This window comes from Microvenator marinus, assembly GCF_007993755.1.
Taxonomy (GTDB): domain Bacteria; phylum Myxococcota_A; class Bradymonadia; order Bradymonadales; family Bradymonadaceae; genus Allomicrovenator; species Allomicrovenator marinus.
In genome coordinates this window covers 4,144,414-4,163,247 of sequence record NZ_CP042467.1, presented here as the reverse complement: position 1 = coordinate 4,163,247, position 18,834 = coordinate 4,144,414, and the positions used below count along the sequence as shown (strand labels likewise).

At 54.9% G+C, this 18,834-nt stretch carries 16 protein-coding genes; 3 read left to right on the top strand and 13 right to left on the bottom strand.

Annotation, left to right across the window (positions count from 1 at the left end; translation table 11 throughout):
* Positions 1–61 precede the first annotated feature (61 nt).
* Entirely contained in the window at positions 62–1,045 is a 984-nt protein-coding gene (locus FRD01_RS17215; RefSeq protein ID WP_146961828.1) for a hypothetical protein, read from the top strand.
* On the opposite strand, the gene FRD01_RS17210 is transcribed toward FRD01_RS17215, so the two are convergent.
* Complete coding sequence (locus FRD01_RS17210) at positions 1,042–3,864, bottom strand: protein kinase family protein (RefSeq protein ID WP_146961826.1); 2,823 nt, start codon at positions 3,862–3,864, stop codon at positions 1,042–1,044. The two genes, FRD01_RS17215 and FRD01_RS17210, sit on opposite strands and share 4 nt — an antisense overlap.
* A gap of 100 nt (positions 3,865–3,964) precedes the next feature.
* Between FRD01_RS17210 and FRD01_RS17205 the strand changes: the two genes are divergently transcribed.
* Positions 3,965–5,560 (top strand): serine/threonine protein kinase, encoded by a 1,596-nt coding sequence (locus FRD01_RS17205; protein ID WP_249756226.1) that lies wholly within the window; start codon positions 3,965–3,967, stop codon positions 5,558–5,560.
* Here FRD01_RS17205 and FRD01_RS17200 read toward each other — a convergent pair.
* Together FRD01_RS17200 and FRD01_RS17195 are read right to left on the bottom strand one after the other, a co-directional pair.
* Entirely contained in the window at positions 5,557–6,753 is a 1,197-nt protein-coding gene (locus FRD01_RS17200; RefSeq protein WP_146961823.1) for a helix-turn-helix transcriptional regulator, read from the bottom strand. The genes FRD01_RS17205 and FRD01_RS17200 overlap by 4 nt on opposite strands.
* Before the next feature lie 59 nt (positions 6,754–6,812).
* On the bottom strand, positions 6,813–7,580 hold the full coding sequence (locus FRD01_RS17195) for a hypothetical protein (protein ID WP_146961822.1): 768 nt from the start codon (positions 7,578–7,580) through the stop codon (positions 6,813–6,815).
* 317 nt (positions 7,581–7,897) lie between these two features.
* Here FRD01_RS17195 and FRD01_RS17190 point away from each other — a divergent pair, with 317 nt between their 5' ends.
* The gene (locus tag FRD01_RS17190) at positions 7,898–8,137 is read left to right on the top strand and encodes a hypothetical protein (protein ID WP_146961820.1); all 240 of its coding nucleotides are present in this window, start codon (positions 7,898–7,900) and stop codon (positions 8,135–8,137) included.
* Here the strand turns inward: FRD01_RS17190 and FRD01_RS17185 are convergent.
* The 10 genes from FRD01_RS17185 to FRD01_RS17140 form a co-directional block, all read right to left on the bottom strand.
* Positions 8,130–10,064 (bottom strand): WD40 repeat domain-containing serine/threonine protein kinase, encoded by a 1,935-nt coding sequence (locus FRD01_RS17185; RefSeq protein WP_146961818.1) that lies wholly within the window; start codon positions 10,062–10,064, stop codon positions 8,130–8,132. The two genes, FRD01_RS17190 and FRD01_RS17185, sit on opposite strands and share 8 nt — an antisense overlap.
* Positions 10,065–10,088: 24 nt before the next feature.
* On the bottom strand, positions 10,089–12,545 hold the full coding sequence (locus FRD01_RS17180) for a serine/threonine-protein kinase (protein ID WP_146961816.1): 2,457 nt from the start codon (positions 12,543–12,545) through the stop codon (positions 10,089–10,091).
* Positions 12,546–12,707: 162 nt separating this feature from the next.
* Complete coding sequence (locus FRD01_RS17175) at positions 12,708–13,043, bottom strand: PilZ domain-containing protein (RefSeq protein WP_146961814.1); 336 nt, start codon at positions 13,041–13,043, stop codon at positions 12,708–12,710.
* Positions 13,044–13,114: 71 nt separating this feature from the next.
* Entirely contained in the window at positions 13,115–13,954 is an 840-nt protein-coding gene (locus tag FRD01_RS17170; protein WP_249755699.1) for a metal ABC transporter permease, read from the bottom strand.
* Positions 13,942–14,676: a metal ABC transporter ATP-binding protein gene (locus FRD01_RS17165; RefSeq protein ID WP_146961810.1), complete on the bottom strand. Its 735-nt coding sequence runs from the start codon at positions 14,674–14,676 to the stop codon at positions 13,942–13,944. Before FRD01_RS17165 ends, FRD01_RS17170 begins: the two co-directional genes overlap by 13 nt.
* Before the next feature lie 2 nt (positions 14,677–14,678).
* Entirely contained in the window at positions 14,679–15,221 is a 543-nt protein-coding gene (locus tag FRD01_RS17160) for a hypothetical protein (protein WP_146961808.1), read from the bottom strand.
* Between the two features lie 11 nt (positions 15,222–15,232).
* Positions 15,233–15,973: a hypothetical protein gene (locus FRD01_RS17155; protein WP_146961806.1), complete on the bottom strand. Its 741-nt coding sequence runs from the start codon at positions 15,971–15,973 to the stop codon at positions 15,233–15,235.
* On the bottom strand, positions 15,970–16,869 hold the full coding sequence (locus FRD01_RS17150) for a metal ABC transporter substrate-binding protein (RefSeq protein WP_146961804.1): 900 nt from the start codon (positions 16,867–16,869) through the stop codon (positions 15,970–15,972). Before FRD01_RS17150 ends, FRD01_RS17155 begins: the two co-directional genes overlap by 4 nt.
* A 10-nt stretch (positions 16,870–16,879) precedes the next feature.
* A complete protein-coding gene (locus FRD01_RS17145; RefSeq protein ID WP_146961802.1) occupies positions 16,880–18,223 on the bottom strand; it encodes a zinc-regulated TonB-dependent outer membrane receptor in 1,344 nt (447 codons plus the stop codon).
* Positions 18,224–18,285: 62 nt separating this feature from the next.
* Entirely contained in the window at positions 18,286–18,705 is a 420-nt protein-coding gene (locus tag FRD01_RS17140) for a hypothetical protein (protein ID WP_146961800.1), read from the bottom strand.
* Positions 18,706–18,834 lie beyond the last annotated feature (129 nt).

The window sequence follows — 18,834 nt, the reverse complement described above, 5'->3', positions numbered from 1 at the left end:
TTCAGGCAATTATCCAGCTGGCGCGAACTTTGCGTACACCATCCTACATGTAGGTAGGGCTATGTTTTACAATCCTAAAATCAGCGTTCTGGCAGTCATGGTGAGCTGGGTTCTTGCCTTCTCCACCGCCGAAGCGAGGGAACATCGCGTGCAACAACTCCCGCATGGGGCCCAGTTCAGCTGCGATATCTGCCATACACCAACGCGTGGGCTCACGGATTTTGGATTCGACTCCTTCGAGTTTACCGAAGGCGGCAATGTGGTTTGGGCGCGGCTCGCTGAGCGCGATAGCGACGGCGACGGATACACTAATGGCGTAGAGCTTGGGGACCCAAACGGGGCGTGGCGTCCCGGACAGGCAAATCCAGCCGGACCGATCAGCGACCCGGGTGATGCTGATTCTAATTTTTGTGGGGACGGTAATTTTCAGGAGAACGAGGAGTGCGAGGGTGGCGACCTTCGGGGCGCAAGCTGTGAGAGTTTAGGCCTCGTCGTGGGCAGTTTGAGCTGCTCAAACCGATGCGTGTTTGACACGAGCGAGTGTGGTGCTTGTGGCGATGGCGTCAAACAAGATGACGAGGAGTGCGACGGCGAAGATTTTGGTGATGCAACTTGCGCGGCGCTGGGATTCGAAAACGGCGAGCTCGGTTGCTCGTCGAGCTGTGAGCTCTTGACGCAAGCCTGTGCGGGTGAATCTCATGGGAGCATCCCGGCGACCTGTGGAAATCTGGTGCGTGATGCGGGCGAGAATTGTGACGGGAGCGATGTGGGCTCGGCGACCTGCGTCTCACTTGGTTTCAATGGAGGCCTCCTGAAGTGCACGGCTCAGTGCACCTTCGACTCGACCCCGTGTTTTGCGGCTGAATCGCCTTCGACACCCACGGATGACCCGGTTGAGTCTCCTGCTATGCAATCACCTTCGGAGTTGGACTCGGCAGCCGAGATCGAGCTTGAGGGAAAGGCCTGTTCGGCGGTTGGGTTGGAATCGAGCCTGCTCTGGTTTTTGGCTCTCTTTTTCAGGCGACGAAAGAACGCTGCGGTTTAGAGTTGTTTAGGGTCGAAGCGAACGACACCTGCTTTGAAATCGCCAAGAGTCATGAGGACAAGCGGGTGGCCAAGTCCCCATCGCGCATCTCTTCCGAAGTTCGCGGGGTCCACAATGAGGTCTAGTGAGGCGCGCGACTTCTTGCCGAACCGGTAGACTTTCACGCAATCGTCATAGTGAAGCGCGACGAAGCCATCACCTCGCAAGAGCGCAGCCTTTGGGCTCTTTTCAAGGTTGAGAGTCCCGCGGACCTCTCCTGTATTTAAGTCGACCCAATCCATAGTGGTGTTCGTTACCCTCACTGCAGAATTCATCTCTGCATCGATGGCGAAGACGCGAGCAACGCCAGCGCCTTTCAGAAGAGTTTTCGACTCCCCGCCTCGTCTTGAGACGAGAAGAAGTTCACCGCTTGCGCGCAAGAACGCGAGAAGGTGCAATGAATCTCGCCACCAAATTTCTGCCTCAGTATCCAAAGTAGCGACGAGGCTCGCCATCTGAAACGGTTCAGCGACGTAGATTCCGTAGCCTGGAGCCACCCGAACCCAGGCTACTGTCCCATCTTCGTCGGGGCTTAGTACCGGACACTTGCCGCGCGTGTGGTCAGGGTCGAGGCGTAGTGGGGCGATGTCTTTACCTTGATGGACGATGAAAAGGCCTTCTTCAAAAATGGCTGGGTTTCTGTCAAAGACGAGAAACTTCGAATTTTTGCTAGTAGCCGCGGGCGTAGGACCGCTTCGAAACCACGGCCCGTCGTCCATATTCGCGAGCTTCTTCTCGAGTAGTTTTTCGCGCCTACCCATCGCCGTCTTGGGCGCGTTTTCTCGCAATAATTCCACGGCTGCGAACTCAGGCGGGTTTGCCGCAACCACGGACATCTTCACTGGATCTTTGGCGCGTTTGTTGAGACTGCCTCGGCCCCTTGCATAATCCACCATGTGGATTTCTTTTCTGCCCGTTGGGCCTGGGACGTGCGCTTCGAACCAGAGCTTCCTAGTTTCGGGCACAAGCATCAGGAAGCGAAACTTCGCTCCTGCTTGCACAACTTCATAGATCGGACGGTGGAACTCTTCGAGCTGTAGGGCTTCGAGGGATTCGAGCGTGGCCTTAACATCCGGGTCGTTTGGTGAAAGCTCAAAGGCTGCTGCCACACGTTCTTGAGCCTTGTCCCAGTCTTTGAAATACGTGGCGTAGAGAATGGCGAGTTTGAGCAGGAACTTAGTGTTCGGCTGCACAACATGGGCTGCTTCGAGCGAGTCGATCGCAGCGCGGAAGTTCCCGCGCTCTTCATAACTATTCGCCTTCTCCAGTGCAGATTCGACTGGGTTTTGAGTGCCTTTGTCGAATTCGGCCTTGATGGCCTCGGTGGGGATATCCAGTGTTCGTGGCGGTGGTGTCGGCGTTTTTGGCCGCGCGGCCACCGGGGCCGATTTCACCGCGACAAACTTCTTCTTCAAGAGCGAGGTCAGGGTGTCTTCGAAATCGAAAGGCAAGCCCTGAAAGGCGGCCCGCAGCACACTCAGGTGCACCGGCATCATGACGCGAGAGAGCAAGAAGGCTTCTGCCGCATCCACTGGCGTGTCTTTGTTGAGCTGAATCGCGGCAGAGATCTGGTCATTAGGTGAGAGCCCGAGCACCGGGTCGCACTGCCTCAAGAAGGCCAAAACTCTTTCACGAGCTTCTCCCTCGAAGAAGAGGCCAACCCCTGTGGGCTCTTGCCCTGGTCCGCTGACCTGCGCGACACGAGCCTCAACCTGCACCCTGGCGTTTTGAGGCGTAAAGCCCAGGTCGAGCTCTATTTGCTGGTTCCTTGTGAGCTTCAACTCCGTCGGAACAAAGAGACCGCCGGCCACAAGATTTTGCCGGTACTCGAGCCTGAGCCTTTCTAGATTGGCAAAATCAACCTTAAGGCTTGGCGTGCCAAGTGGCTCGGAGGAGGTGACCAGCATTGAAGGTTGTGGCGTCCATTGTTCGCTGGTGGGTTCTGCTGGTTTTGGACGGTGCCACGCCTTGCCGATCTCGAGGATCAGTTCCTGAAACTCCTCGATCCGGGGGAATCTCTCGTCTGGATCAGCGGCAAGCGCACGCGCCATAGCCTTATCAATTGCGGCTGGCGCATCGGTTCGACGGCTTGAAAGTTCTGTGGATTGCCCGGAAGACCAGCGCTCTCCCATGAGCATCATGAAGACGATTGCAGCAAAGGTATACTGATCCGACTGAGTGGTGGCCTCGGCCATGGAGGTGAGTTCGGGCGGCCTAGGCAATGGAAATTGGGGCGGAAACGAGCGGCTCGGACGAAGGGACGTGGCGGATAGATTCCAGCGTCCGTCTTTGGTTCGGACCACATCCGCGCCATCTCGAAGGCCGTGGGCGAAGCCTACCTCGTGCAAACTCGCCAGCGCCCCACCGACTTGGTGTACGAACTTCAGGACATGAATGAGCTCGACGCGGCGCCCGGTGTTGAGGATCTCGCCGAGCGTTCTCCCTTCAACCCATTCGCCCACGAGAAAGCCGCCACAGCCGTCGCAAACTCCAAAATCGGTGATGAATCCTAGCGCTTCGGAGTTCAGAAAGCCTGTGGTGCTCGAGACGAACTCGAGTTCTTCGCGGACGCGCCCAGTCCGGGAGTTGAGCTCGGGGAGAAGGCGAATTTCGAAAAATTTCTGGACGCCATGCAGCCTAACTTTGGCTCTTCCTGGCGAGACCACGTCCTCGACAATGTAGCGGTCCGCGATGAGATCGCCCGGCATCAACGATTCTACGGTGGAGATTTCCGATGACTCTTGAAAGTCTTGGCCCATTTCCCCAAGAATTTCGGCCATCGATTCATCATCAAACCAAGACATAAATTACCATGGCAAAAAGTCGAGCATGCGAAGTCTACACCGAAGCCTCGAGACATCCTAGGAGCTTTGCGTGCGCATGCTCAAGTGCTACCTTAGAGGCAATCGCGAGTCGGAAAAATTCCCAATGGCCGAAGAAAGACTTGGAAAATATCGCCTGGAGAGGCTGGTGGCGACCGGTGGAATGGCAGAGATCTGGCTTGCCCGATCGCCATCCGACTCACTTGTTGCCATAAAAAGGATCCTACCTCATTTGGCCCGGGACGAACGGTTCATTTCGATGTTCTTGGACGAAGCGTCCCTCGCGTCGAAGCTCCTCCATCCCAATATCGTTCGGATTTTTGAATTGGGCCAAGATGGGGACGAGCATTTTCTGGCGATGGAGTTCATCGAGGGTGCAGATTTGGCCGATGTCTTGGACGCAGCGGAGACCTCTCGAACCCTGATTCCAATTGCGGCGGCGAGCTTCATTACCTGTGAGGTGTTGGACGCCCTGCACTTTGCTCATACCTTTAGTGACGGTGGGAAGCCCCTGAATATCGTTCACCGCGACGTGTCTCCTCATAACGTCTTATTGAGTGAAGATGGGCGGGTTAAGCTGGTGGATTTCGGTGTTGCGAAGGCGGTTGAGAGACAGTCAAAAACGCAGACTGGAGTGGTTAAGGGCAAACTTAGTTATATGGCGCCGGAACAGGTTCGACAGGAGGAGGTCGACGCACGGGCGGATATTTTTGCGGCGGGGATACTTTTTTACGAGTTGCTGACGAATCAGGCGCCCTTTGGGCGTGATTTGACTGCTATCTCGAAGATTCTTCACGACGCTCCGACGGATCCTCGTGAATTGCGCCCGACGATTCCCGATGCGCTGGCCGAGATCGTCTTGAAGTCGTTGGAGAAGGACCCAAACGAGAGGTATCAGACCTCGGCTGAGATGCGGAACGTCTTGCGGGTTTGGCTGGGCGAACAAAAAGAAGTCAAGCCGCTCGATATTGCGAAGCTGACACAAGAGTTTGGCGTAAATCGTCGCCAGAAGCTCGATGAAGAGCTGCAAACCACGACCGTGGGTTCACAGTCACCCGAGCCACCTCCACCGCCGCCCACACCAGCGCCGGCGCCCGCGATGCTTGTGCCGAGCCGAACTGAAAGTCCGACCAGTTCTCAATCCGTCAATATTGAGCCAACCAAGGTCGCCAAGCCCTTGATCTTGGCGATGATAGTTTTTGCAGCGCTCGCCGGGACCCTCTTCTATGCGACTTCAGATACACCGAGTGACGTTCAAGCCGCACCAACTCAGGCGGGTTTGACCTTCTACGATTACGAAGTAGAAGAATGGGAAGTGAGTGAAGAAGAGGTGGATTCGGTGGCATATGCAGAGTTGAGCTATACGACGGCGGACTTTTTGGTGTTTCCATGGCTCGAGAAACTCAACACCGAACCTGCGAGGCTCGATCCCGGTCAACCCGATATTCTGGACCACCTGATCATCGAGGCGCAGGCAGAGGAGCCGGTTCGAATCGCTCCCAAAAAGAAGAAGAAAAAACGCGTCAAGCGCGTTAGAAAACGACCGGCTCCGGCCGCTGAAAAGACTGTGAGTAGTGCGCCCAAGAAAGAAGAAAAGCGTGGAAAGAAGCCAACCACGCTTGAGAGGATTGATAAAGTAATCCCGTCTTTTTAGCTCTTCGACTTTGGCTTTTTGGTTCCGGGCTTCTTCACCGACTTAGGGGACTTCTTAGCCTTGGTAGGCTTGGTAGGCTTGGCAGCTTTGCTAGCACTCGAGGTGGAAGACTTTGGCGGGCGCCCTCTGCGCGGTTTTGGTTCCTCAGGGGCGACGGCGAGCTCAGCCATCGGCGCTTCGATTTCCTTAAGCTTTTCATCTTGGTCGACCACCGGACCTTGACGCTTGGGCTTGATCACCTCGACCTGGTCTCCGAACTGTCGGATCCATGGCCAAACCTCGACCTCGGTATTCACTTCAAAGGTCATCCGGAGGCGACCGTCTCTCATATTTGAGAATTCTTGGGTGGGGTGCCATCGACGCTCTTTGATGTAGAGCTGCAGCCACTTTTCGTTCGCGAACGCGAGTTCGAATTTTGTGGTCTTTTTGGAGTTGCTTCGGAAAATACCGAAACTCCCCTCGGTATACTCTTTAGGATCGTACTCAGTGGACGACGGATACTCGAAAGACTTCTCGCCGAGTCTCTTGGCTTCGGCGATCCGATCTACAGCGTAAATTCTGATTTCGTCATCACTTCCTTGAGCGATGAGATAGAGTCCGCTGCGGTACATCGCCAGGGTGAGAGGCTTGATATCAAGGTTGAGTCCATCAAAATTGGCGGACGAATACTTGATGTTGAGCGGCAGTCTAAAAATGATGCACTCGATCACCTCAGCCACAACCGCTGATTTTTCGGAGTAATCCTTAGGAGCGTCCGGGAGGTGATAGAACATCCGGTCAGCGTTTCGGATGAGTTCTTGAAGGTCGTACGGCGCCTTTTTCATTTGAGCGCGGTAGGTATCGATGAACACATCGGTAGCGCTGCTCAATTCCGTGGGACCGAGAATGCCCATCAATTGCTGGGCGAAATTGAGAGATGCAAATTGTGCAGTGATTTTGCGTCTCTCTCGACTCTTGAACTCGGGCTCGGCGAGTCGAAGGTATCGCGCCTGACCGTGGTCTACTTCGATGATGAGACTTTCGCCGTTTTTATCTTGAAGTGGTTCGAATTCTTGGAGAATTTTTCGGTACTTGCGATAGGTTCGGTCGGCGATATTAAGTTCGCGCCTCAATGAGTCCTCACGCCAGCCTTTCTGGTCTGTGAGTAGACGATAAACGATACGTGCTAGATTGATGTTGATATTGTCTGGCATGATTCATACCTCTGCAGATGTTGCGCGCCACACTATCACCACCGGGACCCCGCAAGAAGCTATTTTCTTTCAACGTGTTCAGTATTCTTGAAGAATTCCTCCCAGTCGATCTTTGAGGGGTCGTATTCTTCAAGCTTTGGATATCTGAAGCGCGATTTCGCCGAATGGGCCTCTGAAATCATGAGCAATGGTGTGGCTCCAAGGCTCTTCTTCTCCAAGAAGACTAGCCACCAACACCCTTCTCGATAAGCAAGTGAAAGGGGTTCAACCTGTTCTTCGTGGGACTTCCCCTTTTGCCGAATGATCAGGTGGCGGTGAAAGAGAAGGGATTGCAGAATTTGTGCGAGCTTCCCGGACGGCACGAGTTTGTCTCTCGTACACTCCGCAACTACAAAGTAGCGGTCGGCGTGACGCAGAAGATGTTCCATCACGAACTCGCGGTCGCGGACCCTGGCCGCAAACTCTCGGCACCAATCTTCAAAGGCGTGCCCTACCTCTGTGGAGTGGAAGGGTCGCATAAGGACTTTCGCCATGAACATGGCCCCGACGCGAACGGGGAAGTCATCATCGTTGACGCCATGGGTATTTCCAGCATCGAAACGAAGATAACGCGCCGGCCCTTCATCGACTTCAACAAGGGCAGGTCCTGATTCTCGCTGGAGAAATGGCGGGAAGTCGTTTTGTAGAATATTTCGATATTTTCGGTACGTACGGTCTGCAATCCCCAGGTCTTCTTTGAGCCTATCCACTCTCCAGCCGCGTGGATCGGTAAGAACTCTATGAACTATCAGTGCCAAATTCAGGTTTATCGGTTTTTCTGGTGCCATCGTTGTCCCCGGATGGTTCGAATCAATTCTTCATCACAACGTTCAGACAGTCGGCGTAGTAGCGATTCGATTTGTACGAATGTGTGATTTGGGGACTATAACCTGAGTGGCGGCACATTGCGTGCCGCACCTTCATTTTTATGCATTTTTATTGGATTTTTCCACCTTTACTGCACGCGGAATTTGCACAAAAGTAGGTTATATGCGACCAAAGAGTGCCAATATTGCGCAACTTCCCCCCGGGTACTGGACCTTGTCGAGCGCGTGGTCATCATATGAATCGCAGTACCCAACAAACCCGAGGGAGTGAGAAATCTATGAAGTCAACAGTCCGCAGCTTACATCCAGCCCTACAGGCTATGTTACCTCGAATCGCTCAACACATGGCCCACGAGTGGCGCCCGATTTTTGACGAGAAAGAGGAAGCCGAGAATTTTCTAAAGAAGATCCAGAACGATGATTTGAGCTTTGAACTCAACCCGGTTTGGGCAATCAATCATATCGACCTGACGTCGAGCCGGATTGTGGGGTGGTCGGTGACTCAAGAGATCAACTAATGTCTTGTTGATTCTTGATCTCCCAGAGTTGCACTGCGCCATCCACCACGCCCATCCCGAGGAGCTGAGAGTTCTGGTCAAACGCCAAACTCTTTAGGTGTCCAACTTCGGCAGGAACCTCGAAGTAGGTGGTTCCATTGACGAGGGAAAGGATTCTGACAGTTCCCTTTTCGTCCATCACTGCTGCGATATAGCCATCGTCTGAAATCACCAGAGATTTTGGATTCGAGGGCATCGGTGTGAGCTTTGTGACTTTCTTGTTGTGAAGCTCCACAATCTCGAGGCCACCGCCCCAATAGCCCACAAACGCTTTGTTCTCGGTTGGAGAGACGGCAAGAGCGCTCACGCTTGGACCGTTGACGACAAGGTCCACAAACGCATTCTTCTTCGGATCAAACGCAGCCACGCGGCCTCTCTCGGTGCCCACAACAACACGCTGCAGCCTGTGATCGAATGAAAGGGCGAAGATTCGATCTGATAAATTACAGAACGTTTCCCCGCTGGACTGGTCGCCTTCTGTTTCGGCCTTTTCCATACTCCAGGCGATGACTCGGCCGTCGAGATCTGCCGCGAACACACGCTTGGAACGAAGGTCGATATGGAGCGCCGTGACCACATTCTGCGCACCTTCTAGCGTGACGAGGAAACCCTCGTTTTGCAGACTCATCAGGTGCACACGCCGCTTTTGGTCGGCGATAGCCGCGTACTCACCTTGTCTGTGCAGCGTGCTTGCGGTCAGGGCTTTGATCTCAGTGTTGAGCGGCTCCGGGAGCTGGAACTCAACCATCGGCCGAACCACCTTGGAAACCGAGCTCTCGGAAAGAGAGGCGATGGAGGGAAAGTCCGCCGTTTCAAGTCTTCTGCTTGCGTCTTGAGAAAACACATCCATTGGCGCTGCAGGGTTCGTGTGTTCCTCGAGTTGTGACTCGTAGAGGAGGCGGTCGATGGTCTTAATCACCTCGCTCATATTGGCCGGGCGATCGTTCGGATCCTTCGAGAGCATGCGGCCGATCAAGGTTTCAACGGATGGAGACACTTTGGTTCGGGTCAACACGTCGTTGACCTTTGGCGCCTGTTTGTTGACGTGCGACTCCATGACCTGAAGGCTTTCGGTTCCAGGAAACGGAGGCTGTCCGGTGATCAAGTGGAAGAACACGCAGCCGAGCGAGTAGATATCGCTACGATGGTCAATCTTGGGGTCGCCCACGCATTGTTCGGGGCTCGCGTAAAGCGGGGTTCCTCTGAAGCCCTGGGTGTCGGCGACACCGCCAGTCACATGAACGATTCCAAAGTCCAGGATCTTGGCAAAGAATCCGGACGCGGGGAGCCGCTCGATCATAATATTATCGGGCTTGAGATCGCGATGGATGAACCCTAGCGCGTGCGCTTCATAGAGACCGTTAGCCACCTGCCTGATGATATCGAGCGCTCTCTGGAGCTTGATGCGGCCCACGCGATCGAGAAGATCTTGCAAGGTTCGGCCATCCACAAAGTCCATGACGACCACAAAAATGGAGTCTTGGAGTTGCATGGCCTCATAAATATTGACGACGTGCGGGTTTCTAAGCCGGCTCATCGCCTCGACTTCCATACGAAATCGCCGGACGAGTTCGGCCTCAAATTCAGGCTTTCCATAACGCCGCGTGTCCACAATCTTAGCGGCGAAGAGCCTCTGAATCTGAAGTGCTTTGGCCCGGTAGACGTATCCGGTAGCGCCATCCCCTAGAAATTGGTCAAGTACGTAGCGTCCGTCGAGGATTTTACCCAACCATGGGTACGGCGAGTTCTCAAGGAGCGGCCAACCCGCATCGGGCTTGGTGTTGTGACACTCAGGGCAATCTTCGTGATCCTCTTTGAGTCCAAGGGTACAAACCGGGCAATAGATTTTGATATCGGTTGAAGCTGTGATCGTGGGACTAGGTTTCACTTCACTAAACCAGCAAGGTTAAGTTCATCGATTGATGATCTTCTTGGTTTCACCAGGGCCCACGTCAACGTAGTAGGTCTTGTCGAGACTAAACTCTGGGTTCTTGAGGGTGATCTTATGCTTTCCGCTCTTAATCTTGAAATTCAAGATTGGCGTGTATCTTCCGGTGTCTTGATCATCGATATAAACGCGCGCCACGGGTTTAGATGCGATGTTTAGGATTCCGGTGCCTGCCACTTCCTCGGGCTTCTTCTCAGGAGGTTTGGTTTTCTCTGGCGGAGGCTTGACGGTGTCCTCCGGCTTTTTGACGTTCTTGATATTGACCCGAGTTGTCGTTGGGTCAGGCCTTGTCACCCTTGAAGAGGTCGCGACTGTCTTGGGCTCGTCATCCCCTTTTCTTCTCAAAGAGGCCTCAAGTGTGGCTTCCTTTTCGAACGCCGGTTCAAACACGCGCTCCCAGGAGTCGTAGAGTCTACGCTCAACAACGACTCTAAATTTCCTGGTAGCGTCCAAATCCTTGATGGTATCAGGGGTTCGGCCTGCAGCGATTCGCGTCTCGCCGTCGTAGACGGTGTATTCGGCGCGGTCAGGAACGCTCGTGACCTTCAGAGCAACGCGCTCGGGCTTGAGCCGAATTTCCAAGCTATTCGGGCGATCCGTGTTGAGAGCAACTTCACGCGTTTCATCGAAGAACCCTTCTTTAGAGACCTTGATACTGGCCTTCTCAGCCTGCAGGTCCTTGATGGTGAATGGCGAGGGGTCTTCGAGTTTACGCCCATCGATTTCGATGGTTGCGCCGGGGGGATCCGTCTTCACCATGATTTCGGCGGACCGGACCATGGGTTCAAGGGTTTCGTTGAGCTTGTAGGTTTGAGCGTTGAGCTTTTCAGTGAGCTTGAATGGGACAAACCCTTCTTTCTTGAGCTCAATCGTGGCTTGGCCGGGCTTGACGTTCCAGACAAATGGGGTCGGTCCATCGTGAACCTTTTCACCATTAATCCAGACTTCGACGGACTCGGGCTCAGTTTCGATCTGCAGTTCTGCCTTGGCGAGGAGTCTCTGACCGATGACCCCGGCCACCACCACAAGGAGAGCCACAATGGCGATGACCGCCATGGAGTTGTTCTTCTTTTTGACGGGTGAAGGGATGCCCTGGAGTGTGTGAGACTGCTGGCGCCTTGGTTCCACGGATGGAAGTTGTGCTGTGGGCTGGCTGCCCCTCATCCGCGGTTCGGCGGGCTCGTCCTTGAACTCTAGGTCAGACTTCCACCGATCGTACTCAACCGTTGGCACTTCGTCGGTAGCGTTTGCGTCTTTGGCGTAGACGATATCCGCGTCATCGATCTCGTTGGAGTCTTCGATTCGGTCGAAGATCTGGGTTTCCATCTCTTCTTCGCCCCAGCTCAATCCGGCCTCAGCAGAGCGCGGTAGCTCCTTACCGATGCCGTTTGGCCGCGTGGTGAGCACGGATTGAGACCCATCGAGCGGGCGCAGATTCAGGCTCTTGTAGTACTCGAATTTCTTGTTTTCGAATTCGATGTCGGCGTTAAACGCCTCCTTCATGTACTGAGCGAGATCTTTGTTCGTGTAGTAGTAGCCTTGATTACGCATGAAGCGCTCAAGGGCATCCGCGAACTCGTAAGAGGTTTGGAAGCGCTCATCTGGCGACTTTCCAAGGCCTTTGAGAACGATATCTTCGAGTTCTTTTGGGATATGCGGGTTGTAGAGAGAGGGCGGGCTCATCTCGACTTTGCGAATTTTCTCGAGCGTGTCGAAGTCGCTTTCGCCGAGGAATAGCCTCTCGAGCGTGAGCATTTCGTAGAGCACAATGGCCAGGCTGAAGAGGTCTGAGCGGTGGTCCATATGGAGTCCACGGACCTGTTCAGGGCTCATGTAGCTGAACTTGCCCTTTAGGATTCCAACCTGAGTCTGACTCGTCTTGCCCTGTGCCTTTGCGATACCGAAGTCGATGATCTTCACCTCCCCCTCGTAGGAGAGGAGGATATTCTGAGGTGAGATATCGCGGTGAACGATGTTCAGGTCTTGGCCCTGGGCATCTTTCTTGTGGTGGGCGTGTGCGAGTCCTTCGCACACCTTCATAATGATGTAGCAGACGCGCGGGATGCTGACCTTCTCGCCGATGCGCCTTGCGCGCTCGAAGATGGTCTTTAGATCTTTTCCGCCGATGTATTCGAGTGCGATGAAGTAGGAGCCGTCGACCTTACCGAGGTCGAAGATTTGAGCGATATTTGGGTGTGAGAGCTGGCCCGCAATCTTCGCCTCATCGACGAACATCTCGATAAATGCTTCATCTTCTGCGATGGACGAAAGGATTTTCTTAACCGCCAGAAGCCGCTCAAAGCCCTGCACCCCGAAGGCTTTTGCTTTATAGACCTCGGCCATACCGCCTACATTGATACGCTCAAGTAGGTAGTACTTTCCGAAAGGTATAGGTTGGGGGAGAATTCCCGGTTCGCTCATGAGCTCGATTCCGCCAAGTGCCGCTTAAGTTGCTGCATATCCGAAAGGCGCAAACCACGCCAAGCACAATTTCATTCCGCCTTGGGATGCTAGTGAGCCCAAACGGCCCTGAATCCTAGAAAACTCGGTCGGTTCTTGTCAATCGCATCCTTTGTGGGAATGCTACGATTCTCTCTTTGCTACAATCGAATCAATCAATGCCTTTGATTCGGCCGTAAGTCTTGTGAAGGCCACACCCATGCCGCCGTTTTCCACTCGAACGACCTCGCCTTCACCCTCGATGGTCTCGAAATCATCAAGGATTACCGAGAACTTGAGCGTCACGCGCGTTCCGACGGGCAATGGGTTTTTGGATCTAATGAAGACGCCGCCGTGCGAGATATTGGTCACATATTCGGCGATAAACTCATCGATCGTCTCGAATTCCTGATTGATCGTTGCCCGCGAATGCTGGCGCGATTCATCCTCATCCGTCGTGGGTTTCGTGGGCTCAGACATTAAATGGCCTCAAATTTCAAAGTCTAAGCCGTCATTTCGCCTTCTATTAGTTTGGATGTCAAGTGTGGGCTCTATTTCCGTCCCAAGCGGACAGAGCCCGCTTGTACGAGGAACACAAACAATGCGGCGATGAGCGTTTGCGACGCACCGACCGGCAGCTCCCACGCAAAGGCCAAGAGGTAGCCAAAGAATCCGGAGGCGGCACCAATTCCCGCAGCAATGAACATGGCCCGAGGGATATTCGGCGCGAGATGGAGGGCGGCGAAGGCCGGCAAGATTGAGAATGCGAAGGTCGGCAGGGCGCCGAGCACCCTCGTCGACACGCCAATCGAGAGGGCGATGGTTCCAAGGAGCACGGCGTCCACGAGCTTGAGCCGGATTCCGCGAACTCGGGAATCTTCCTGGTCCACAGATACCGCGATGAAGCCCCTGCCCCACCAGAGGTGCAGAAGCGTCACTGTCAACAACACGGAAACCAGAATCCAAAACTCGGTCTGAAGAATGGCGACCGCGCTTCCGAAGAGAAGGGACTGAATGTCCTGAACTTCCTCGACGATTCGCGTACCCACCGCGAGGGTGCCAGCCGACCCCAACAAAAAGAGGACGCCGAGTACCGAATCACGTCGAGCACCGTTCGGGCTCTTGTCAGACATCACCCCAAAAATCCCCGCGAGAGTCGCGGCCGAAGCGCCTAAGAGCGGCGAGAGGGCGATGCCGGTTGCCACCCTCAGCCAAAAGGCGAGCGCCACGCCAAGTCCGGCAATTTGTGAAAGTGCCGCGGAGAGGAAGACCATGCGTCTTGCGACCACATACACCCCCAAGAAACCCAAGGTAGCGCCCGCCAAGGCGCCCGCGAGTGTGGGCTGCCAGAAGAGGTCCCAGGATTCAAAGAAAAGGCTTAGTGATTGCATTCTTCGGTGTGCCTGTGCCGGTGTAGGGCGTCTCCGTACCGGGTCACACATTCATTGCAATGACACACGGTTTCGATGTCTCCGGGTATCATAACTTGCTCGTCGCTATCTACGTAAATGGCGTGTGTTGCAAATTCGCCGAGCACTGGAAGGTGGTGCGAGACGAGCAGCACGGCGAGTCCGCGCTTCTTTCTGAGCTCACCGAGCAACTCAAAGACTTGGCGCTCTGCGGTCTGATCCATGGCGCTTGTGGGCTCGTCGAGCACGATCATTTGAGGGTCGCTCGCGAGCGCGCGCGCGAGCAGCACGCGTTGTTTTTGCCCCTCACTGAGCTCGTTAAACTGGCGGTCTTTAAGTTTGAGCACGTCGGCGTCCACCATCGCGCTTTGAATTCGCTCCCGGCTTTTCAGGATATGGGTCGGATTTAAGAACGACCATCCAAGCTCCACCCCGCCCGTCACGACGTCTACGACGCGTGAAGGAATGGCAGGGTCGAGCGCGTGTCTTTGGGCCACGTAGCCAAGTCGAGTGTTCGCATTGAGTTTCACCTTCCCGGAGATAGGCGGAAGAAGTCCCAGCAAGGTCTTGAGCAGGGTGGATTTGCCACTGCCATTAGGCCCGATAATTCCCCAGACTTCTCCTTCCTCCACCGCGAAGGAGACCGCCGGAAGGATAGGTGTTTTCTGGTACCCCACCACGAGGTTCTCGACTTCGATCAACATGATTACTCTTCGTGAGCGTGGTCATCGTGACCGGCAACCTCATACACGATTCCAACTGAATCTGCACTCGTCGGCCCAAGGGTAATGGTATAGGTCCCGACAGCGAGTTCGTAGGTGTGAGAGGCAGCGATTACGCCAGGGCAAAGTGTGCTTTCGCCTTCTGATGCCTCAGCAGCAAGGGCTGTTCCGTCGGAGCTTGCCACTGCGATATCTACAGCATCGCTCAGGAAGAAGATGTAGTCGCCAGCTTCTGGGGCCTCAAAGCTCACCACACCGCCCTTCTCCGCCTCAAAGTCGGTGAGCGCGATGTTCACGCGCGTATGCTCTACGGCCACATTCTCAAGCGTGCCGGTGGCATCCGCAGCTGCGGTGGCGTCCGCGAACGGGCCGTCTCCCATATGCTCACAGCCCTCCTCTTGTGGGTCGTGTGCCTGGTTGTTTTCGTGGTTGTGATCATCGCCGTGATCGTGCTCATCGCCACAACCAAAGCCGGCGAGCGAGGCTGCGAGTGCGAATGCGAAAATGTTCAGGTTTAGATACTTCATGGTGTACTCCTTCAAAGGGCCTCGACGCCGAGGCTTAGTGTTACGTCTTCTCCGACCACGACCGAGGAAATCGGTTGAGTGAAGTCGAATTGGTCTAGAATGGGTGCGGAGACGCTGAGTTCCCCGGCAATTTTGTAGCGCAGGTTATCCTCTCCGATTTGGAGGTCTTCGAGTGGTACTGAGACTTCGAAGGGCGCCGAAAGGACTTCGAAACTGGTGTTGTCTTCAATGCGTTTTTCGGCGCGCAAGTCCGTCACATTTCCGCTCAGGACCAAACTTTCTACCCGGATGGTCGCGGTTCTAAAGCTCGCCCGTTCGAGTTCGCACGGGCCGCAATCCACCGGGATGGGCTCGGCGTCTAGTGCCGAGATGGAACGGTCAACCGCACCTACGAGTTCGGAGCCGACCTGCCCGCCGGAGATCTCGGCAGCGATATCTTCGTAATCGACAAGCCGACCGTCGGCGGCGTGACAATGCCCGTTGTGGCAAAGTGAGTAGCCTTCTGGTGGGTTTGCGGGGTCAAAACCGGTGACTTCGCCTTGTCCAAGCCCGATGGAGATGGTCGATATCTCGAGCTGAACATCATCGAGTTGAACCTCAAAATCTTTGGATGTCCTGAGGCGCTCCTCACCCCGGTTTGCGCGGTCAAACTGCGTCTTGAGCTCAAAGCTCGCCTCGCCCCACGGGTTACCGTCATCGAGGGTGCAAGCGCTCAAGCCGAGTACCAACGCGGATAAGAACAGGCGTTTCATGGCGCCTCCAGATGTTTGAGAACCTCGTCGATGCCGCGCTTGATGCGCGCTTCATAGGACTCGTTGGAACGAGCGCCACCGGGAAGGAGCACGAGATTCGCGGGCAAGAGTTGCGCGAGGGTTTCAGAGGTTTTGCGCGGATAGTACTCCTCCTGCACGATGACTTTGACACCGGCCTCTCGGGAGGTTTTGAGCACGGACGCGATATGGCTTGGGTTCGGCGCAATTCCTGGGCGTGGCTCTAGGGTCGCGACCTGTGTGAGCCCCAGCCAGTCGAGGATGTAGACGAGCGAGTCGTGGTACGCGACGATCTGCTGCTTTTCCTTCGGTAGTGCCTCGACGCGAGCGCGCAATGACTTGGCCAACTCACGGTAGGCTTCGGCAGCACGGGCGGCATTGAGGCGGTAGTCGGCAGCGTGCTTTGGGTCGATTTGGGCGAGTTTTGCGCCCAAGACTAGTGCGACATCAGCAGCGGCGCGCGGATCGTGCATGTAGTGTGGGTTTCCACCGGGATGAATATCGCCTTTGGCGCGGTCCACTTTGGCGTGCACGTGCAGCGGTTGGATCGCCGTGGAAGCATCGAGATAGCCCGCCCCGCCGGGCGCAATCTTCGGGTTGCGCGCATTTTCAATGAGCGCGGGCAGCCAGCCAATTTCGAGTTCCAAGCCGTTGGCGACGAGGATATCCGCCTTATTGAGCAAGAGCGTGAAGCTAGGCTTCGCATCCACGTAGTGCACGTCTTGATTAGGGGCTGCGATGGCCTGAACATCCCCAAGGTCCTGAACCACGTCACGCGCCACTGCAGCGAGGTCAGCGGTGGTTGTGACGATGTTTACCTTGGCAAAAACGTCTGAGGCCCAGAAGATAACAAGTGATGAGAGAATCCATTTAAACATAGTGTACCTCTTAATATTCGTGGGCACCGTGTGCGCCAGCGAGCACCTCTAGGCCGAGCATGATGGCGAAGGTGGAGTCTGTTCCAGCCTGGTCCCATGCGCCTTGGAGGCGTAGTCGCGAGAAATGTGAAGGGTAAAAGGTCAGCTGAGTGCTGACGCGTTGCCGGTCATCGAACCACTCAGGGTCGATGGGGTCGTCTTCGAGGCCCGAGACGAATTCGTATCGCGCGCCGGTTTCCCAACGTGGATTGACCTGCCAGATAAGCTGAGCGTAGCCGCCGAAATCTTGGAGGACGTCTCTTGGAATCTGCCTTCGGCGCAGCATGGCTTCGATTTGTAGCGTCAGGGCGCTGCGGTCGACTGAATCTACCGGGCGATAGCGCAAGGTGAGGTCTGTTCCGTAGATCTCTGAGCGATTCTCAAATCCTGTGGAGTTCGGCCCGAACTGAGCGCTGAGCCCCCAGAGCAGACCCCAATCTTGGTGAAGGTCGAAGAATTGTTTGAGGGCTGTGGTGTAAAGCAGGTCTTCTAGGCCGTTGACCCCTGGGTCATCCCCGCCAAAGAAGCTGCGCGCACAGCACTCTCCATTAGCCATATTTGTTGATGCGATAAGCTCGGCAAACCACGGAAGCGGGCTCAACCAAGAGACTTCGGCACCCAGTCCCCGACTGTTCTCGCCGCCAAAGAATTTGCCCATCACAAGCGGTTGGTCCAGAAATTTCCACGCATGTGGATGCGTCGGGTTTTGGCGGCCGAACTTTGTGAGGAACTGACCGGCGCGCGCTTGGAGATTGCCTGGTAGAGCGAGTGTCGTGACGTAGGCCTCTTCGACTTCCACCCCGAATTCAGCAAACACAAGGTTGGTATCGATTCTGAAGTATGGGTCGATATTCGAGCCGATCGACATCTCTAATTGTTGGAGTGTGAAGCCAGTGCGGCTGGGATCGTGTGCGCCTGTTTGCCTTGGTTCATCTGAAAACCAGGCGGCCGCGACGTCGAGAATAAGGGCGATATCCAGAGTCATTGAGTCGACGGCGCCGATCACGGAAGGAGCTTGAGGCTCGGACTGAACCACTTCCTCAGCGTCGGCTGCGAGGCTCGCCTCAATAAGAGCCAGCTCATCGGGACTCGGACCTTCAGCCTGCTGTGTCGTTGTTTCCCGCTTTGGCTCTTCCTCAATCGGTTGAACTTCAACAGGCGGGGATTCGACGGCCGGAGCCTCTACTTCAGCAGCAGTTTCCACAGCGTCTTCGTCCGGCGCATCCTGAGCGATCGCAGGAAACCCTACTAGATTTAGCGCAGCGATACACACCGCGACACGAAGCCTGCACAGGCTTCGAAACATGTTAAACATTTTGAATGATCCTAAAAAACTACGTCATTGTTGGCGACAAGGTGCCGCAAAACTGGTGTTTTTCAGGAAAAAGGTGGGGAGGTTTTTGGAGCGTACGCGAGCACGTCCGAATTGGGCCCGCGAATCGTCACAGGCATCCGCTCGTACTCCCGTGGTCCCGCTACTAGTTCATACTTGATCGGCGGCAGGATTGGCGGCTCTGAGAGGATTCTAGACTTCTGGAATACGAAGGCCTCCGCACAATGATGGTGGTCGTCGTGGGAGTCTTTAGACGTGAACTTCGATAAGTCTTCACTGATTTCGAGTGAAGCGACTTCGTGGTGCTCGTCGGCATGCATGAGGTGGCCGTGTTCTTCACAGACCACGTGGTTTTCCTCGAGCATGTGCATGAAGGTGCCGAGGTATGCGAAAAGATAGACGCAGGCGAGCGCAAAGGCGAAAAGCCTTTGAACGGTGCCTGATTTGTAGTCTTTCTTCTGCATACTGGTTTCGACCTTCTCGAACTTGAGAACCGATTATCAAAAAGCCCTCCACGATGCAACACTGACTTGTGGAATTTTCTTCCTCGGTTGAGTGATTTATTTGTCGGCCTAGCTAGCCCACATTGTGCA